15 protein-coding genes and 1 tRNA gene are annotated in these 17,897 nt (G+C 60.3%); 3 read left to right on the top strand and 13 right to left on the bottom strand.

What is annotated here, in order from left to right:
- Window positions 1-9 precede the first annotated feature (9 nt).
- From ACQZ5G_RS00905 to pcsA, 9 genes are all read right to left on the bottom strand, one after another.
- Window positions 10-513: a GNAT family N-acetyltransferase gene (locus ACQZ5G_RS00905; protein ID WP_448736704.1), complete on the bottom strand. Its 504-nt coding sequence runs from the start codon at window positions 511-513 to the stop codon at window positions 10-12.
- Complete coding sequence (gene glmS / locus ACQZ5G_RS00900; protein WP_448736703.1) at window positions 510-2,336, bottom strand: glutamine--fructose-6-phosphate transaminase (isomerizing); 1,827 nt, start codon at window positions 2,334-2,336, stop codon at window positions 510-512. The genes ACQZ5G_RS00905 and glmS overlap by 4 nt, the downstream gene beginning before the upstream one ends.
- A gap of 102 nt (window positions 2,337-2,438) precedes the next feature.
- The gene (glmU, locus tag ACQZ5G_RS00895; protein WP_448736702.1) at window positions 2,439-3,800 is read right to left on the bottom strand and encodes a bifunctional UDP-N-acetylglucosamine diphosphorylase/glucosamine-1-phosphate N-acetyltransferase GlmU; all 1,362 of its coding nucleotides are present in this window, start codon (window positions 3,798-3,800) and stop codon (window positions 2,439-2,441) included.
- A 223-nt stretch (window positions 3,801-4,023) separates the two neighbouring features.
- A complete protein-coding gene (locus ACQZ5G_RS00890; RefSeq protein WP_059760295.1) occupies window positions 4,024-4,761 on the bottom strand; it encodes a FadR/GntR family transcriptional regulator in 738 nt (245 codons plus the stop codon).
- A 211-nt stretch (window positions 4,762-4,972) separates the two neighbouring features.
- Entirely contained in the window at window positions 4,973-6,046 is a 1,074-nt protein-coding gene (locus tag ACQZ5G_RS00885) for a BMP family ABC transporter substrate-binding protein (protein WP_003523439.1), read from the bottom strand.
- A gap of 35 nt (window positions 6,047-6,081) precedes the next feature.
- Entirely contained in the window at window positions 6,082-7,002 is a 921-nt protein-coding gene (locus tag ACQZ5G_RS00880; RefSeq protein WP_003523440.1) for an ABC transporter permease, read from the bottom strand.
- Window positions 7,002-8,093 carry an ABC transporter permease gene (locus tag ACQZ5G_RS00875; RefSeq protein WP_448736701.1) on the bottom strand — a complete coding sequence of 364 codons (1,092 nt, stop codon included), beginning with the start codon at window positions 8,091-8,093 and terminating at the stop codon, window positions 7,002-7,004. Before ACQZ5G_RS00875 ends, ACQZ5G_RS00880 begins: the two co-directional genes overlap by 1 nt.
- Window positions 8,083-9,639, bottom strand: coding sequence for an ABC transporter ATP-binding protein (locus ACQZ5G_RS00870; protein WP_448737062.1), 1,557 nt, complete (start codon window positions 9,637-9,639; stop codon window positions 8,083-8,085). The genes ACQZ5G_RS00875 and ACQZ5G_RS00870 overlap by 11 nt, the downstream gene beginning before the upstream one ends.
- Before the next feature lie 211 nt (window positions 9,640-9,850).
- On the bottom strand, window positions 9,851-10,576 hold the full coding sequence (gene pcsA, locus ACQZ5G_RS00865; protein ID WP_304982734.1) for a phosphatidylcholine synthase: 726 nt from the start codon (window positions 10,574-10,576) through the stop codon (window positions 9,851-9,853).
- 209 nt (window positions 10,577-10,785) lie between these two features.
- Here pcsA and ACQZ5G_RS00860 point away from each other — a divergent pair, with 209 nt between their 5' ends.
- Window positions 10,786-11,994: a UbiH/UbiF family hydroxylase gene (locus ACQZ5G_RS00860; protein ID WP_448736700.1), complete on the top strand. Its 1,209-nt coding sequence runs from the start codon at window positions 10,786-10,788 to the stop codon at window positions 11,992-11,994.
- Here ACQZ5G_RS00860 and ACQZ5G_RS00855 read toward each other — a convergent pair.
- Complete coding sequence (locus ACQZ5G_RS00855) at window positions 11,978-12,916, bottom strand: AEC family transporter (RefSeq protein WP_448736699.1); 939 nt, start codon at window positions 12,914-12,916, stop codon at window positions 11,978-11,980. The genes ACQZ5G_RS00860 and ACQZ5G_RS00855 overlap by 17 nt on opposite strands.
- A gap of 34 nt (window positions 12,917-12,950) precedes the next feature.
- Window positions 12,951-13,697, bottom strand: a complete 747-nt coding sequence (locus ACQZ5G_RS00850) for a cytochrome c biogenesis CcdA family protein (RefSeq protein WP_003523449.1) — start codon at window positions 13,695-13,697, stop codon at window positions 12,951-12,953.
- Window positions 13,698-13,979: 282 nt separating this feature from the next.
- Between ACQZ5G_RS00850 and ACQZ5G_RS00845 the strand changes: the two genes are divergently transcribed.
- Window positions 13,980-14,055, top strand: a tRNA-Lys gene (locus ACQZ5G_RS00845).
- A gap of 149 nt (window positions 14,056-14,204) precedes the next feature.
- Here the strand turns inward: ACQZ5G_RS00845 and ACQZ5G_RS00840 are convergent.
- Window positions 14,205-14,549: a helix-turn-helix domain-containing protein gene (locus ACQZ5G_RS00840; protein ID WP_448736698.1), complete on the bottom strand. Its 345-nt coding sequence runs from the start codon at window positions 14,547-14,549 to the stop codon at window positions 14,205-14,207.
- A 660-nt stretch (window positions 14,550-15,209) separates the two neighbouring features.
- A complete protein-coding gene (locus tag ACQZ5G_RS00835; protein ID WP_448736697.1) occupies window positions 15,210-16,628 on the bottom strand; it encodes a hypothetical protein in 1,419 nt (472 codons plus the stop codon).
- Here ACQZ5G_RS00835 and ACQZ5G_RS00830 point away from each other — a divergent pair.
- Window positions 16,575-17,849: a hypothetical protein gene (locus ACQZ5G_RS00830; protein WP_448736696.1), complete on the top strand. Its 1,275-nt coding sequence runs from the start codon at window positions 16,575-16,577 to the stop codon at window positions 17,847-17,849. The genes ACQZ5G_RS00835 and ACQZ5G_RS00830 overlap by 54 nt on opposite strands.
- Window positions 17,850-17,897: the final 48 nt, after the last annotated feature.

Below are 17,897 nucleotides of genomic sequence, written 5' to 3'. Positions count from 1 at the left end.
CGTTCGGAATTAAGCGTTGTCGCCATCGAAACCCGGATGAAAACCGACAATGCCGGATGGAGTTCCACCATGCAAGCGCAGGGCCAACAAATATTTGTCAGGAATGCCTTTGCTGTGCAGGCCGTCGAAACGCTCAAATCCAAATCGGCCGTAATAGGCAGGACTACCCGCCAGAATGCATCCGGCCGCTTCGAGCCGGTCCAGCGTTGAAAGCCCCTCATGCACGAGGCGCGATCCAATGCCTTGACCTTGCCTCTCCGGAGAGACCGAAATCGGGCCGAGAGCAAACCAGCGGCCTTCCGAATCCGAGACGGTGACCGGCGAAAAAGCGATATGACCGACGATCTGCCCGCCATCCTCAGCCACCAGAGAAACGGTGAGCGCATTCGCATTGCGCAGCCTGCCGACGATCAGGTGTTCGGTCTGGTCGCTAAACGGCATATCCCGGAATGCCGCTTCCGTCAGCGCTCCGATCGCCTCTTCATCGCCCTGGCGCTCCGGCCGGATGATCATTCCACCGTTACCGATTTCGCCAGATTGCGCGGCTGGTCCACATCCGTGCCCATGAAGACGGCGGTGTGATAGGCGAGCAGCTGGATCGGCAGCGAGAAGACCATCGGCGCAATAAGCTCGTCGACATTGGGCAGCGTGATCGTCGCCATGGTGTCGAGCCTGGAAGCGGCAGCCCCCTTCTCATCGGTGATGAAGATGATGCGGCCGCCGCGCGCGGCGACCTCCTGCATGTTCGAAACGGTCTTTTCGAAGAAACGGTCATGTGGCGCGATGACGATGACCGGCATGTTCTCGTCGATCAGCGCTATGGGCCCATGCTTCAGCTCGCCCGCGGCATAGCCTTCGGCGTGGATATAGGAGATTTCCTTGAGCTTCAGCGCGCCTTCCAGCGCCAGCGGGAAGCTGGTGCCGCGGCCGAGATAAAGCACATCCTTGAAACGCGACAGATCGCGCGACAGCGCTTCGATCTGCGGCTGGATGCTGTTGAGAACCTTGCTCATGATACGCGGCATCTCGGTCAGATGGCGAACCAGCTCGGTTTCCTGCTGGAGCGTGACCGTACCGCGCGCTTTTCCGGCGGCAACGGCAAGCGAAGCGAGCACGGCAAGCTGGCAGGTGAAGGCCTTGGTGGAGGCGACGCCGATTTCCGGACCGGCAAGGATCGGGAAGATCGCATCGGATTCGCGCGCCATGGTGGATTCACGCGTGTTGACCACCGCGCCGATCTTCAGCCCTTCCTGCTGGCAATAACGCAGGGCCGCCAGCGTATCGGCGGTTTCGCCGGATTGCGAAATGAACAGCGCAGCCTGCGTGGGAACGAGCGGGATTTCGCGGTAACGGAATTCCGAGGCGACATCGATTTCCACCGGCAGACGCGCATAACGCTCGAACCAGTATTTGCCGATCAGGCCGGACAGATAGGCGGTGCCGCAGGCGGAAATGGCAAGACCGGAAAGCTTGGCGAAATCGATGGCCGTGTCGGCCCGCTTCACGGTTTTCGAGGCAAAATCCACGTAATGGCTGAGCGCATGGGAAATGACTTCCGGCTGCTCGTAGATTTCCTTTTCCATGAAGTGGCGATGGTTGCCCTTGTCGACCACATAGGCGGTCGCCTGCGAAATCTGACGCTCGCGCTTCACCGGCTTGCCGGAGAAATCGATGATTTCCGCACCCTGCCGGGTCACGATGGCGCAGTCGCCATCCACCAGATAGGTGATCTCGTTGGTGAAGGGTGACAGCGCGATGGCGTCGGAACCAAGGAACATTTCGCCCCGACCGTAACCAACGGCAAGCGGCGGGCCGGAGCGCGCCGAGAGAAGCGTGCCGGGATCGTCCTTGAACATCACCACCAGCGCATAGGCGCCCGTCACGCGGTTCAGCATCTTCAGCATCGCCTCGCGATGGCCGAGACCCTCGCGGGTATATTTCGCCAGAAGCTGCGCCACCACTTCGGTATCGGTCTGGGTGGTGAAGCTCGCGCCTCCGGCGGTCAGTTCTTCACGTAGTTCCGCGAAGTTTTCGATGATGCCATTATGGACGACGGCGACGCCGTCGACGAAATGCGGATGGGCATTGGTTTCGTTCGGAACGCCATGGGTCGCCCAGCGGGTGTGAGCGATGCCGACCACGCCCGGCAGTGGCTCTTCCGAAAGCCTTTTCTCCAGATTGAACAGCTTTCCTTCCGCCCGGCGACGGTCCATCGCGCCATTGTCGATCGTTGCAACGCCGGCTGAATCGTAGCCACGATATTCGAGACGCTTCAGCGCATCGACAAGCCGTTCAGCAACGGGCTGGGTTCCGACAATTCCGACAATTCCGCACATATATTTCTCCAGACGGCGATCTCTTCGCCGAAACTACTAACCGTTCCCGAACAATCCGCAATTATGGCGCCGGTCACTTTCGGTATCGTTTGGTAACGTCCGTCAGGACTTCTTTTTAATCGCTTCCTTCAGTGCTTTTGCCCGCTCGCGCACCACCGTCGCGCGACCGGGTTTCACCTCCTGCCGCGCGCGCCCGAACGCTAGCGCATCGGCCGGCACGTCATCGGTAATCACGCTGCCGGAAGCGATATAGGCACCCTCTCCAATGGTGACAGGAGCAACCAGCGACGAGTTCGAACCAATAAAACTGTTTGCACCGATCCGCGTTTCGGCCTTGTTGTAGCCGTCGTAGTTGCAGGTGATGGTGCCCGCACCGATATTGCTGCCCGCGCCGATGAATGCATCGCCGATATAGGTCAGATGGTTGACCTTGGCGCCCTCGCCGATCTCCGCCTTCTTGACCTCGCAGAAATTGCCCACCTTGGCATTGGCGTGCAGGTTCGCACCCGGACGCAGCCGCGCATAGGGGCCGACGGCTGCGCCTTCGGCGACATGCGCCCCTTCCAGATGCGAAAACGCATGGATGATGGCGCCCGGCTCGATGGTGACGCCGGGACCGATGACGACATTCGGTTCGATCAAAACGTCCTGACCGATCTTCGTGTCATAGGAGAGGAAGACGGTTTCGGGCGCAATCATCGAAACGCCGTCCACCATCAGTTCGTGGCGGCGGCGCCCCTGCCAGAGCTTCTCGATAAAGGCCAGTTCGGCGCGGTTGTTGCAGCCGACCAGTTCCGTTTCGGGCGCATCGATGGCGACGGCGCGGCGGCCGAGGGAACGGGCGATCTCGACCACATCGGTCAGATAATATTCGCCTTTCACATTGCTGTTGCCGATCCGGTCGAGCAGGTCCAGCGCGTTGCGGCCGTTGATGGCCATCAATCCGCTATTGCACCAGGTGACCTTACGCTCCGCATCGGTCGCGTCCTTCTCCTCGCGGATAGCGACAAGTTCGCCATCCTTGACCAGAAGCCGGCCGTAACCGGTCGGGCGGTCGGTATGGAAACCGATGACGGCGACATCGGCGCCGGCGGCAATCGCCTCACGCGCCCGGTCGAGCGTTGCGGAAGTGATGAGCGGTACATCGCCATAGGCAACGATGAGATCGTCGAAACCGCGCTCGATGGCTGCGCGTGCGGCAAGAACCGCATGGCCGGTGCCCTTGCGTTCCGTCTGCAGGAAAGCTTCGACCTGAAGACCCTTCATGCTTGCGGCGGCAGCAACATTGTCGGCATCGCGCCCGACCACCAGCGCCACCGTGCCGACGCCAGATCCAGCCACCGCCTCAACCACATGGCTGATCATCGGACGCCCGGCGACCGGATGCAGCACCTTGGATTTCGACGATTTCATGCGCGTGCTGTCGCCCGCTGCGAGAATAACGGCTAGAGAGCTGCGCTCCATAAGACCTCCAACACCCGGTCACCGGCCGCGGCGCGGCCAGGACGGCGGCATATGTTTGACTTCACGCCGTCCGGCAAAACGAACGGGCGCATCGGTAATTTCATTCCGGAATTGCTATAACGGCGGCCCACTTAAGAAACCATGCAAATCTGCACCAAATTTCCGCACCGATTTTCATCAAACGTGATTGGAACGGGATCGCATCCCGCTCCCGCGGTCTGATTTATCGCCGGGGGTTGCGGGCAGTGAATTCCAGCACCTGCTGGCGGCCGTTTTCGATCAGCCTTTCCATCTCGCGGCGCGCCGCGGCCTCATCGCGCAGGCGAAACGCCTCCACGAGCCGCAGGTGGGAGGCGGAGACGTCGGAAATCTCATTGGGATCGGTTTCCGGGTTGCTCATCCGGAAAATGCCCACCAGAGCCGCCTTTATCAGCGAACCGACGGTGCGCATGAACGGATTGCCGGACATTTCGGTGATGAGGACATGGAAATTCATATCCGCAAGCGCGCGCTTTTCCTTGGAATAGGCGGTATTGCCCATCTCGTTGGCGTAAGCGGCGAGCTTGGCGATATCGGCGTCCTTTGCCCTAATGGCGGCAAGCCCCGCGCCATAGGGCTCGAAAGCCTGACGGATATCATAGAGATGCAGCAGAAATTCGTCGCTGACCCCCGCCTCGAAATGCCAGAGCAGCACTTCGCTGTCGAACATGTTCCAGCTTTCGCGCTCCGTCACCCGGGTGCCGATACGCGCTTTGGGGGAAATCATGCCCTTGGCGGTCAGCGTCTTCATCGCTTCGCGCAGCACTGTGCGCGACACTTTCAGCCGCTCCATCAGCTCGGCATCGCCCGGCAGGATATCGCCCGTCTTGAAGGTGCCGGACACGATATCGAGACCGAGCTTGTGAACGACCTGTGCATGATTTGTCCGCAGCTTTCGAAAACCGATAGCTGCATCGAGCATTCCGCGCTGCAAGTGCCATGTCCTTCCGTTCGGTTGGCGATCTTAAAAATCGCGCCAGACGTGTATATCTCAAGTCAGAATATAGTGAAAAACATCAAGTCGCCTGAAAAGCAAAGGCAAACTTCGTCCACGGCGTAAAACATATGAAAATAACAAAGGCCGCACATGAATTTCATGCGCGGCCTGTTATCAGCGGGAATGGAAAGTCCCGTTATTGCGGCAGCTTGTCGTCCACGCCGGCGACGTAGAAGTTGAGGCCGAGCAGAACGCCGTCCTCGGCCTTTTCACCGGCCTTCAGCCATTCCGAACCGTCCTGCTTCTTCACCGGGCCGGTGAAGGGGTGCAACTCGCCCGACTTGATCTTGGCTTCGGTATCCTCGGCCATCTTCTTCACGTCATCGGGCATGTTGGTGTAGGGCGCCATGGTCAGGATGCCGTCCTTCAGGCCGTCCCAGACGGATTCGGACTTCCAGGTGCCATCGAGAAGAGCCTGCGTGCGCTTGATGTAATAGGCGCCCCAGGTGTCCTTGATGGCGGTAAGCTGCGTCTTCGGACCGGCCGCGATCATGTCGGAGGCCTGGCCGAAGGCCTTGATGCCGCGTTCTGCGGCAACCTGCATCGGCGCGGTGGTGTCGGTGTGCTGGGTCAGAATGTCGACGCCCTGGTCGATCAGCGCCTTGGCGGCATCGGCTTCCTTGCCGGGGTCGAACCAGGTGTTGGCCCAAACGACCTTCACCTTGAAGTCAGGATTGACGGACTGCGCGCCGAGCACGAAGGCGTCGATGCCCATCACCACTTCCGGGATCGGGAAGGAGGCGATGTAACCGGCGAGACCCTTCTGCGACATCTTCGCGGCGATCTGGCCCTGAATGTAGCGGCCTTCATAGAAGCGCGAATTGTAGGTCGCGACGTTTTCGGCGGTCTTGAAGCCGGTGGCGTGTTCGAACTTCACCTTGGGGAACTTCTGGGCGACCTTCACGGTCGCATCCATGAAGCCGAAGGAGGTGGTGAAGACCAGTTCGCAGCCCGAGCGGGCCATGCGCTCGATGGCGCGTTCGGCATCCGGGCCTTCCGGAACGCTTTCAAGGAAAGGCGTCTCGATCTTGTCGCCGAAATGCGCCTGCAGTTCCTGACGGCCGATATCATGTGCCTGCGTCCAGCCGCCGTCGGTCTTTGAACCGACATAGATGAAGCAGACCTTCTTGGCGTCGGCGGCTTCCGCCGAGGAAACGACGCCGCCGAGAGCCGCAACCGAAGCGGCGAGTGCGATGACCAGTTTTTTCATTTTTACCCCTGTTGGTTTGGAGACGTGAGAATGCTTCACCTGTCCGGCACGAAGGATTTGCCAAGCGAGGCCGGCGTGTTGATCAAGGTCGTGCGGCGATTATGCGAGATGATGACCAGCACGACAATAGTTGCAAGGTAAGGTAGTGCCGAAAGCAGTTGCGACGGCACCCCGATGCCGAAGGCCTGCGCGTGCAATTGGCCGATGGTGACGGCGCCGAACAGGTAACCGCCCGCCAGCACCCGCCATGGGCGCCACGAAGCGAAGACGACGAGCGCCAGCGCAATCCACCCGCGCCCAGCCGACATGTTTTCCACCCATTGCGGCGTATAGACCAGCGACAGCTGCGCACCGGCAAGCCCCGCGCAGGCGCCGCCGAACATGACGGCGAGATAACGGGTGCGGATGACATTGATGCCGAGCGCATGGGCCGAGGCGTGACTGTCGCCGATGGCGCGGATTTTGAGGCCCGTGCGGCTCTTGAACAGAAACCAGCCAATGCCGGCGACAAGCGCGATGGAGAGGTAAAAGATCAAATCCTGCCGGAACAGCAGCGGACCGAAGAAGGGAATGTCCGATAGCAGCGGAAAGACGATGGGCTGCAGTTTCACACCCGGCAGGCCGACGAAACTTTCACCCAGCATGCCCGAGACGCCGAGGCCGAGAATGGTGAGCGCAAGGCCCGTCGCCACCTGATTGGCAACGAGCGTCAGTGTCAGGAAACCGAAGAGCAGCGAGAAAACCGCACCCGAGGCAATGCCGGCCAGAATGCCGAGATAGGGAGACCCGGTCATATGCGCGGCCGCGAAAGCGCAGACCGCACCCATGATCATCATGCCCTCGACACCGAGATTGAGGACGCCTGAGCGCTCCGTCACCAGCTCGCCGGAAGCAGCGATGACGAGCGGCGTGGCGGCGGTGATGACGGTGAGGAGAATGGCCTGAAGCATATCCATCATGCCGCTCCTTCTTTACGATGCGCCTTGCCGGAAAAGACCACCCTTATGCGGTAGAAGATCAGCGTATCGCAGGACAGCACGAAGAACAGCATCAGCCCCTGAAACACGCGCGTCACCTTGTCGGAGACGCCAATCGAAAGCTGAGCCGCCTCGCCGCCCAGATAGGTCAGCGCCAGCACCAGCCCGGAAAGGATGATGCCGAGCGGATTGAGACGACCGAGAAAGGCGACGATGATGGCGGTAAAGCCGTAACCCGGCGAAATGCTGGGCTGGAGATGGCCGATGGAACCGGAGGCTTCCGATATGCCCGCAAGCCCCGCGAGCGCACCGGAGAGCAGCAGCGAAAACCACACCATGCGGCTGGAGGAAAAACCGGCGAAGCGCCCTGCCCGCGCCGACTGGCCGAGGACGGTAACCTCGAAGCCCTTCAGCATGTAGCGCATCATGAACCACAGCGCGATGGCCGCGACGATGGCGAAAACGAAACCCCAATGCGCCCGGCCCGAGGCCAGCATTTCCGGCAGAACGGCGCTGTCGTTGAAGGGCTTGGTCTGCGGGAAATTGTAGCCGCCCGGATCGCGCCAGATGCCGCGCGTCAGCCAGTCGAGGAAAAGCTGCGCGACATAGACCAGCATCAGGCTGACTAGGATTTCATTGGTGTTGAACTTCGTCTTCAAAAGTGCGGGAATACCCGCATAAAGCGCGCCGCCCACGGCGCCCATCACCAGCATCAAAGGCAAAAGCAGCGGCGAATGCCAGTCGGGATAAAGCACCGGCAGGATGGAGCCGGTGATCGCGCCGATGGTGAACTGCCCCTCCGCGCCAATATTCCAGTTATTGGAGCGATAACAGATCGACAGGCCGACTCCGATCAGGATCAGCGGCGCGGCCTTGATCGCCAGCTCGTGCAGCGACCAGACTTCCAGCAGCGGCTCGACGAAAAAGGCGTAAAGCGCGTGAGCCGGATTTTTGCCGAGCATGGCGAACATGATGGCGCCGACGAGCAGTGTCAGCGTGAGCGCCAGAAGCGGCGAAAGCAGCGTGAAAAGCCTCGAGACCCCTGCCCGTTTTTCAAGCTCAATGCGCATGCTGGGCGGCTCCCGAATGTGTGTGGATGCCGCCCATCAGCAGGCCGATCTTTTCAAGCGTCATGTCTTCCACGGGATGGGTCTCTGACAGCTTGCCGTCGGAAATGACCGCGATATTGGTGGCGACTTCGAATATTTCATCGAGATCCTGGCTGATGACGATGACGGCCGAACCCGCCTTGGCAAGATCGACAAGCGCCTGGCGAATGCGGCTTGCCGCGCCCGCATCCACGCCCCAGGTCGGCTGATTGACCACCAGCACGGCAGGCTGGCGGTCAAGCTCGCGCCCGACGATGAATTTCTGCAGGTTGCCGCCCGACAGCGAACCGGCCAGCGGATCTGCCCCGCTTTTGCGCACATCCATGGTTTCCGAAATACGCCGCGCCGCCGCCCTGATGGCCGAACCACGCACGATACGCAGGAAACCGCCGGTCAGAAACGCCTTGCGGTCGGAGCGCGCCCGCGCCAGCAGCAGATTGTCGGAAAGGCTCATGCCGGGAACGGCGGCGTGGCCATGGCGCTCTTCCGGCACGAAACCCGCGCCCATCAGCCGGCGGCCATTGATGCCGATGCGGCCGACCGGCTTGCCGCGCAGATGGATCGCATCGTTATTGTAGACCGGATATTCGCCCGAAAGCGCATCGAACAGCTCGCCCTGCCCGTTTCCGGCAACGCCGGCAATCGCCAGCACCTCGCCGGCGCGCACATTCATCGAAATCGATTTCAGCGCCACGGCAAAAGGCGTGCGTGGCGCAACCGAAAGCCCCATGACCTCGATCTGCGGTTGCCCGAGCGCGGCTCCCATCGGCCGCGAAACGCTCGCGACATCGCTGCCGACCATCATACGCGCCAGAGATGCAGGCGTTTCCCTGCGCGGATCGCAGGCGCCCGTCACCTTGCCATGACGCAGGACGGTGGCGCGATCACAGATACGCTGCACCTCTTCGAGACGATGGCTGATATAAAGCACGGAGCGGCCTTCGGCCTTCAGCTTCTCCAGCGTCTCGAACAGCTTGTCGGCCTCCTGCGGCGTCAGCACCGAGGTCGGCTCGTCGAGAATGATGAGGCGCGGATTCTGTAGAAGCGCTCGGACGATTTCGATGCGCTGGCGCTCGCCGACCGAAAGATCGGCCACATGCGCATTGGGATCGAGCGGCAGACCGTAGGCGCGCGACAGCGTTTCCGCTTGCCCGGCGATTTCCTTCAATGAAATTTTCGGATCGAGCGACAGGGCGATATTTTCAGCGACCGTCAGCGCCTCGAACAGCGAAAAATGCTGGAAGACCATGCCGATGCCGAGCCTGCGGGCCTCGCTGGGTGAGCCTACGGAAACCGGCTGGCCCTGCCAGATAATATCGCCCTCGGTCGGCGCGAGAACGCCGAACAGCATCTTGACGAGCGTGGATTTGCCCGCGCCGTTTTCACCCAGAAGCGCGTGGATTTCGCCCGGCGCAATATCGAGATCGATGCCGTTGCAGGCGGCGAAATTGCCGAACAGCTTGGTCAGCTTGCGAACGGACAGGAGAGGCACGGCCTCCGGCGCCAAAGTTCCAGTCACGAGTTCCCTCTCTCACCAACCGTCATGCCTTCTTCGAGGCGTTTCAAACGGTTGCGGTCATTGTTCCCAATCCCGCACCAAAAAGTATGCAATGATACGCGATCAGAACTTATTGATAACGGTTTTGCTGCTGCGCACAACTGAAAAAGAAGCCGCTTAAATGCAATTTGCACAAGCAATAAACGGCTTTACCCTTTTCTCATTTCGCGCCGAGCGAGGGGAAAAACTGCAATATTCCACCGATGCAATAAAGATAGATGCCGCTCGCCACAAAGCCGATCACAGCCCAGGTCGGGGTTTCGAAATGCATCAGCAGCGAATAACCGCCAAGCGCGCACCAGATGAAGACCACCGCGAGATTGAGCGGCCGCAATCGCTTCACCCGCACTGGATGCAGGAAGTTGATCGGCAGGAATGTCAAAAATACCGAAACGGTAACGACAATCATCGCCGTGGTGGCGCTGGCGTCCATGACGAACAGGGTGAACACCACCATGTTCCACACCACCGGAAAACCGGAGAAGAAATATTCGTCCGTCTTCATGCCCATGTCGGCATAATAAATGGCGCTCGACACCACGATCATGCCGGCGGCCACGAAGGACAGCGGCTCGCCGATCATGCCACTCTGGTAAAGCGCAAAGGCGGGCAGCAGCACATAGGTAACATAGTCGATGATATTATCGAGCGTATCGCCGGACCAGTTGGGCAGCACTTCCTTCACCCTGACCTTGCGGGCGATGGGACCGTCGATGCCATCCACCAGAAGCGCAAGCCCCAGCCACCAGAACATGTCGACGAAGCGGTGTTCGGCTGCGGCGACCACACCGAGAAAAGCCAGGAACGAGCCGGAGGCCGTGAGCATATGGACGGAAAAGGCGCGGATTTCCGCGTAGGGAACACGCTTATAGTTGAAAATTTTCATAGTCAGCGTCTGTGCCCCGTTTTTTCATCCGCCTGTTCATTCCGGTATGCGGCCATTCACCACGCTTTGCAACCGGCTCAATCCGCTTATCCTAAGACTAATATCGCGGCACAACCAACGAATCTTCACAACCGGATGTTCCGGGACCGAAGTGGATTTACCCGACCAAAGCCTTTATGATGCTTTGGAAATAACAACGGATCAGGACCATGAGACACTTCGATATCGCCATCACCGGTGCGGGACTTGCGGGCCAGATCGCGGCCATCGCGCTGGCGCGGGCGGGCCGCCACGTGGCGCTCATTGCACCTTCCAGCAACAGGAAGGACCAGCGCACCACGGCGCTGATGGACCAGTCCATCCGCTTCATGGACCGTCTCGGCCTGTGGTCGCGCATCGCGCCGTCAGCCGCACGCCTTTCCACCATGCAGATCATCGACGGCACCGACCGCCTGCTGCGTGCGCCCACCGTGCAGTTCCGTTCGTCCGAAATCGGGCTGGACGCCTTTGGCTGGAACATCCCCAACGAGGCTTTGCTCGGCGTTCTGAGCGAAGCGGTCGAGCAGGAACACAATATTACCCGCCTCGACACGTCCGCCGAGACAATCGACATCGGCAACGACCGCGTGACGGTGACGCTTGCGGACGGGGAAACGCTCTCTGCCGATTTCCTCATCGGTGCGGATGGCCGCAAATCGATGGTGCGGGATGCTGCCGGCATCGGCGTCAAATCCTGGTCCTATCCGCAGACGGCCATTGTTTTGAACTTCGGCCATAGCCGGTCGCATGGCAATGTCTCGACGGAATTCCACATCCCCACCGGCCCTTTCACGCAGGTTCCCCTGCCCGGCAACCGCTCCAGCCTCGTCTGGGTCGTCACCCCGCAACAGGCGGAGGAATTGACGGCGCTGCCGCTGGAAGCGCTCAGCCTCCGGGTCGAGGAGCGCATGCAATCCATGCTGGGAGCCGTCACCGTCGAGGACAGCGTGCAGGCATGGCCGCTCTCTTCCATGACGGCGCATCGCTTCGGCAAGGGCCGCGTGGCCCTGATCGGCGAGGCTGCACATGGTTTTCCGCCCATCGGCGCGCAGGGGCTGAACCTCAGCCTGCGCGACATCATCGCGCTGACGGAATTGCTGAGCGCCGTCTCCGACCGGCCGATTGCGGCCGACGCCGGCAGCAGCTTCGACCGCAGGCGGCGGGCGGATGTGTATAGCCGCACGCTGAGCGTCGATCTCCTGAACCGCTCCCTGCTTTCCGATCTCCTGCCGGTGCAGATGGCGCGCGCGGCGGGCCTTCACGTGCTTTCCGGCATCGGCACGCTCAGAAGCATGGTCATGCGCGAGGGCATCGAACCGGGCCGCGGGCTGAAGGCCCTGCCCTCCCTGCTGTTCGGCAGCTTCAAAAAGGCTGGATGAAATACACCACGCCGGTCAGCGTGAGGACCGACAGCACCGTCGAGATCAGGATCGTTGCCGACGCCCGCTCCTGCCAGACGTGATATTGCTGGCCGATGACGAAAACATTCGTCGCGGTCGGCAGCGCGGCCAAAAGCACGGCCGAATAGATCCACACCGGCTCGAACCGCCCGAGCGACGAGAGCACGAGATAAGCGGCCAGCGGATGCAGGATCAGCTTTGCCGGCACGATATAGCTGATTTCCACCGGCACCCGTTTCATCGGCCGAAGCGCCAGCGTCACGCCCATGGCAAACAATGCGCAGGGCGCCGCCGATTGCGCCAGATAATCCACCAGCCGCTGCACCGCCTCCGGCGGCTGCCATGACAGCGAAGCGGCAAGAAAGCCGGCGATGACGGAGACGATGAAGGGGTGGGTGATGACCTTGCGCGCCACATCCAGCGCAAGTCTTGCCGGAGAGCGCTTGTCGCCGCCCGCAACCGCCATCATCGCCGGCGCGACGATGAAATGGGCGGCATTTTCCAGACAGACGATCAGCGCCACCGGCACCGCCGCCTTTTCACCAAGCGCCAGAAGCGCAAGCCCCGGCCCCATATAGCCGATATTGCCGTAGCTTGCCGCGAAACTCTGGATCGTGGTTTCGGCAACGCTGTTTTTCCGCACGAACCGGCCGATCAGGAACACAGCCAAGAAAATACCATAGGTGCAGGCGAGACTGGCCGCGACGAAATCCATCCGCGCCAGTTCTTCCACCGGCGTTTTCGACACCAGCTTGAAAAACAGCGCCGGAAGCGCCGCATAGATGATGAAGGTGTTCAGCCAGCCCATCGCCTCGACCGGCTGCTTCGTGATGCGCGCCGCCCCGTAGCCGATGAAGATCAGGCCGAAAAACGGTAACAGCAATCCGACGATATCCGTCACTATGTTTCCCCCGCAAGCAACTCCAGCGGGAGGCTTAGCCGATTTGCATCAGGATCGGAAAGGTCTCCTGGAACCAGATCGCCACATTGGTGATAAAACCGGACATGAAAGCGAGACCGGTCAGCACCAGCAATACGCCGAGCAGCTTTTCCACGAGGCCGAGATGGCGGCGGAAGCGGACGAGGAAGCGCATGAAGGAGCCGGAAAACGCCGCCGCGATCCAGAACGGCACCGCAAGGCCAAGAGAATAGACCGCAAGCAGCGCCGCACCGTCGCCAACCGTATCGCGCGCGGCGGCGACGCCGAGAATAGCCCCCAGAACCGGGCCAATGCAGGGCGTCCAGCCGAAGGCGAAGGCAAGGCCCATGACATAGGCCCCGGACAGCGTCGCCGGCTTGCCCGCCCCCTGAAACCGCGCCTCGCGCGAAAACAGGCCGATGCGGAACACGCCGAGAAAATTCAGACCCATCAGAATGATGATGAAACCGCCGATCTTGGCGAGAATATCGAGATTCTGCCGCAGAAGCGTGCCGATCGTCGAAGCGCCGGCCCCCAGCGCCACGAAGACCGTGGCGAAACCGAGCGTGAAGAAGAAGGCCGAAAACAGCACGGCCCTGCGAATCTCCGGCCGCGGCGCGGTATCTTCCGTCCTGAACTGCTCGACCGAAACACCCGCCATATAACAGAGATAAGGCGGCACCAGCGGCAGAACGCAGGGCGACAGAAACGAAAGAGCGCCGGCCAGAAGCGCGCTGAACAGGGAAATATCGGCAATCGACAAGAAAGAACTCCGCATTCCGCAAAGTCGCCGCGATTCTCGAGCTTCGCCGGCACTTCACGCTTCATTTTCGTGCATGTCATTGCTGCAAAAGGATTTCACCCGTTCGGTCGACATGTCTGAAGCCGGTTTTATCCCCAGCCGCCCCCTCTCTCCAATCACCTTTTCGGGGGTGCGACAAAAAAAACCGGATTGATTGTCGAAACCGCTTTTTTTGGGTTGACCGAACGGATCGCTCTACATATGTTCCGCGCACTTCCGAAGGGCAGCCAAGCCCCGACACGGGAGAGCGTAGCTCAGCCGGTAGAGCAACTGACTTTTAATCAGTAGGTCCAGGGTTCGAATCCCTGCGCTCTCACCACCGACCCCCATATTTTTCAGCGCTTCCAGACTATTAAAACCGGCGACCGTGGGATTTTTGGGACACGGAAAAAGTCCCACGTGGGATTTCCGTTTATCGGCGGCGCTTCGGGCTCTGTGCCTTCACGCCGCCAAAGGAAAACAATTGGTCTACGAAACCAACCGGCGCACCTTCGCCAATTGATCCTTCAGGTCACGGTTCTCCTGAAGCACATCACTCATCTCGGTTTTCTGGTCGGGATCTATGAGGCCGGTCAGAATGTCGATCGGCTGCACGTCCAGTGCGCGGCAAATATCAAGAAAGGTGCTGACCGCAATGCGGTTGGTGCCCTTTTCGTATTTCTGGACCTGCTGAAACGTAACGTGGATGTAGTTGCCCAGTTCGGTCTGGCTCATGCCGCGCGCCTTGCGCGTGTCCCGCACGGCCGCGCCGATCTCCTGGTCGATGGTGCGACCGCTGCGCTTGTGGCGTTCGTTTATATCGATGTCTAACATTGCACTTCTCCTCGTTTGCCTGGCGCAACGCGCCGACAGGTTGAAATTTCTCGGGGTAGAAAACCTTCTCAACAGCCTGGACGCATTGTGAGGCCGCCATACCGCCGTGCTCGCGACGGTCCAAGGCCGCGTTGTATCCATCGACCGCAGCCTTGCACGCGCTCAACTGGGCTTCGTGCCGGATGCGCTCAGCAAGTATCGCCTGCTCGAAAGCCTGAGTAAGGCGCGCGCGCTTTTCGCTATCGCACCCGAACCAATCGCTGAAGGCATCTGCCTCACAATAGGCCACCTCCCCAACGTCTTCCGGCAAAGGAACGAGTGGCCTTGAATTCCAGAGATCGACCGTCTGAGCAGATCCGCAACAATCATCGCAGGCAGGCCCATGCGAACCCTCATTCCCTGCCCACCCACGAGGATCAACGTTCGGAGATCCACAAAACGGGCAAGGCAACAGATCTGGTTCGGGTCCAGCGTCCAGCCCAGCGAGCGGCTGGAATGCCGCAACACAAATATCGTTGTCGTGGTATTCCTCTTCATCTATCTGGCCGCACCTGATACAACGCAACGTGCCATCCGTTACCTCCTCGGGAAACGGAATGAACTTGCGGTACAATCTGCCGTTAATTCTAACAGTCTCACTGTTTCGCATTGTGGCTCCTTTCAAATGGCCAGGTCAGAGCTTCCGCCACCCTCGTACCAGGTGACGAGGTTGCCGATCGCGGTCGTCGCCATCTCCGGATGGAGGGCGAGATAGTGCTTCAGGATCATGTGCGCGCCCTGCAGCGAGTGGCCGGAAACCGCGCAGATCTGCGGCAGGGTGTTGCCGGCCAGAGCCATCCATGTGACGCCCGTGGCGCGCAGGTCTTTTTCCATGACGGTTTTGATCGTCGGGATTTTCTTTGCCGCTGCAGCCCGGATGTCGCTGAACAGGTTGCGGTAGGTGTAATCGTTCCAGGGCTTCCAGGTGTTTTCATTCAGATGCGCATAGGGGCTGATGACACCATTCGCGCGCCGGCGCTCAAGGGCGGCGTCCAGCCTGGCCTGATAGGGGGTTGCCACCGGAGGATTGACGATCGCACTCGTCTTATTCTGACGGAGAACGAACCGGCCGTTGCGAAAGGCCGATTGCTTCAGGTGAAGCCGATCGTATTGGCGCTGGCTTGTCCACACGCCGCAGAAAAGCATGTCCGCGATATCAATACGCCGAAACTTCGCCCCTTCGGCTGTCGCGACCAGGCAATCGAACTCCTCCTTGGTGAGGAACCGCGCCCGTGGAACGGGCTGCTGCATGTCCAGATCTCGGGCCGGGTTGATGCTCAATCCCTTCAGGCGACCGGAGCGCATGCCCCATTTGATCGCCATGCCAAGCACAACCAGCGCGCCGCGCGCCGTCGCTAGGCCGCGTGAAGTCCACAGATCTTCGTAGAGGCCGTAACAAATGGTCTGATCCAGCGCCAACACTTCGGCGGCCCATAGATCCGGATCATGGTTCTCGATGACGCGGGTTTTCTGCTTGTAGTCCTTGATCGTGGCCGGCGCCTTGCAGAGGACACGAGGGCTTTTCAACCATTCGTCCATCAGCTTCGAAACCGGATAGACCGCCGGCGCTTTCTTCCGTGCCATGATCGGGACCGCAGGAAAGGCCGCTGGCGCGTTCTCTGCCTTCGCTGCCGTCAACGCCCGCACAAAGTCATTGGACCAATCCAGCGCCTCGCCCTGCGTGAACCAGCGGCCATTCGGATGTTTCAGATCCTGCGGCTTGTGGCCCTTCTCCCGAAGGCCCGGGCCGGGCTTGAACCGTGGGCGGCCGTCGCGCCATTCGATGTGTTTAATTTCGACGCGTTCCCCATTCCGCTCGTCACCCGCGATCGTCGCTGGATGTGGATCACGGACACCGACCAGATCACCGGAAACGGCTCCTCCAACGACCAGGTTGGCGTGGAACGGGCGGTTGAAAAGGCCTGTCAGAGCAACCGTCGCCTTCTCGTCCCCGATGACATTGAAATTCGGCTTACCGAGCCTGTCGTGAATATTGACAAGAAACCCGTCCGGCTCATCGGTGGCGGCGTCGAAGTTCATCAGAACAACGACTATACTGTTGGCGAAATTAACGATCGGGGGCCGGGATCGTGGTTCTTTTTTGACCACGGCGGGAAAGGCTTCGAATTCAACGGTCGTGACAGCGCAGGTAACATCGTTGGAAACACCCATATCATCCTGAAGGGAATTGGAAGCTATCGCACGCAACCCGCTCCGGCCGCTGGATGGGCTCCGGCCGCGCATGATTTTGATTTCGACTTCACCCAGTGCACGGCCGACATCGACGATCTGACCATGTGGAACCCGACGAAGGGCATCGATTGGAAGCGCGGCCGCGCTGGTCAATTGAACATCGGTCGGATCCGGGGGCAGCCGCTCGGCGTGGGAATTCGTATCACCAATGCATACGACGTGGTCAGGATCGCAGACATGCACTTCTGGCGGTTCTGGTCGATGGACTCGAGGGTAGCCGCCTACATCCTTGCTAACGGCCATGCCATCGAAAGCCGCCGCAACGATAACCCGATTTTCGGAAACATTTTTGCCTACGGTTACAAACGTGCGATTTATGTCGGCTGGTTTGCTGGCAATGGTGGCGACGAGCCGGCCGGGACCACATACCATGCCAGCATAGACAATCTATGCTCGGACTATGGCGAAAGCGCCCTTGTGGCTGGACCCGAGAGCATCGGTTTTACCGGCAATATCGCTAACATGTACCATGAGCAATCAACGCTGGTAGCGGCAAGTGCCCCGGGGATCGCCCTTCTGGGAACTACGGCACGGCTCCATGTCGGAACGATGGTTTCAAACAACACGGGCGGCCAGGCGATTATCGCCTCAGGCGCAGGCAATGAGGCGCTCATCAGTCGCCTGCAGCCGGGGATTTACAATCGGTCTGCAGGCGGCTTCCCGGCCGTCCAGGCAGACGGTGCTGGAGCCATCATCAGGCTCGGGGATGTGATCGATCTGGGAGCCGGCGGTGGCGCCGCCTTGGCTTCGGAAACCAACGGCGGGCTTGTGACCGGTCTCCGGCGGTGTGGCGTTGCGACAATTCCGAACGGATCTTCCGGCGTGACTGTCAGCCACGGTATGAACGTTATTCCGCGTGGTGTCACTTTCGACCTTCAGGGTGCTGGCGCCCAGGCCGCCGGCACCAACCTTCCCCGCGTTTCGGCAAAAACCCAAGCGAACTTCACGATCGATATCGGTGTCGTTGCAACCGCTGACCGAACGGTTGCATGGGAAGCATTCATTTAATTTCCATCGCCCCCTGGAAGCGCAACGGTTTTCCGATTGCGCTCCCTC

The organism is Agrobacterium sp. 22-214-1 (assembly GCF_053522465.1).
Note: the sequence above shows the minus strand (reverse complement) of the source record. Positions and strands in the feature narration are given on the sequence as shown.

Bases quoted from the DNA above. Each gene is read 5' to 3' on its own strand.
- ACQZ5G_RS00905 (WP_448736704.1), bottom strand. From the start codon at position 513: ATGATCATCCGGCCGGAGCGCCAGGGCGATGAAGAGGCGATCGGAGCG.
- glmS (WP_448736703.1), bottom strand. From the start codon at position 2,336: ATGTGCGGAATTGTCGGAATTGTCGGAACCCAGCCCGTTGCTGAACGG.
- glmU (WP_448736702.1), bottom strand. From the start codon at position 3,800: ATGGAGCGCAGCTCTCTAGCCGTTATTCTCGCAGCGGGCGACAGCACG.
- ACQZ5G_RS00890 (WP_059760295.1), bottom strand. From the start codon at position 4,761: ATGCTCGATGCAGCTATCGGTTTTCGAAAGCTGCGGACAAATCATGCA.
- ACQZ5G_RS00885 (WP_003523439.1), bottom strand. From the start codon at position 6,046: ATGAAAAAACTGGTCATCGCACTCGCCGCTTCGGTTGCGGCTCTCGGC.
- ACQZ5G_RS00880 (WP_003523440.1), bottom strand. From the start codon at position 7,002: ATGGATATGCTTCAGGCCATTCTCCTCACCGTCATCACCGCCGCCACG.
- ACQZ5G_RS00875 (WP_448736701.1), bottom strand. From the start codon at position 8,093: ATGCGCATTGAGCTTGAAAAACGGGCAGGGGTCTCGAGGCTTTTCACG.
- pcsA (WP_304982734.1), bottom strand. From the start codon at position 10,576: ATGAAAATTTTCAACTATAAGCGTGTTCCCTACGCGGAAATCCGCGCC.
- ACQZ5G_RS00860 (WP_448736700.1), top strand. From the start codon at position 10,786: ATGAGACACTTCGATATCGCCATCACCGGTGCGGGACTTGCGGGCCAG.
- ACQZ5G_RS00840 (WP_448736698.1), bottom strand. From the start codon at position 14,549: ATGTTAGACATCGATATAAACGAACGCCACAAGCGCAGCGGTCGCACC.
- ACQZ5G_RS00835 (WP_448736697.1), bottom strand. From the start codon at position 16,628: ATGAACTTCGACGCCGCCACCGATGAGCCGGACGGGTTTCTTGTCAAT.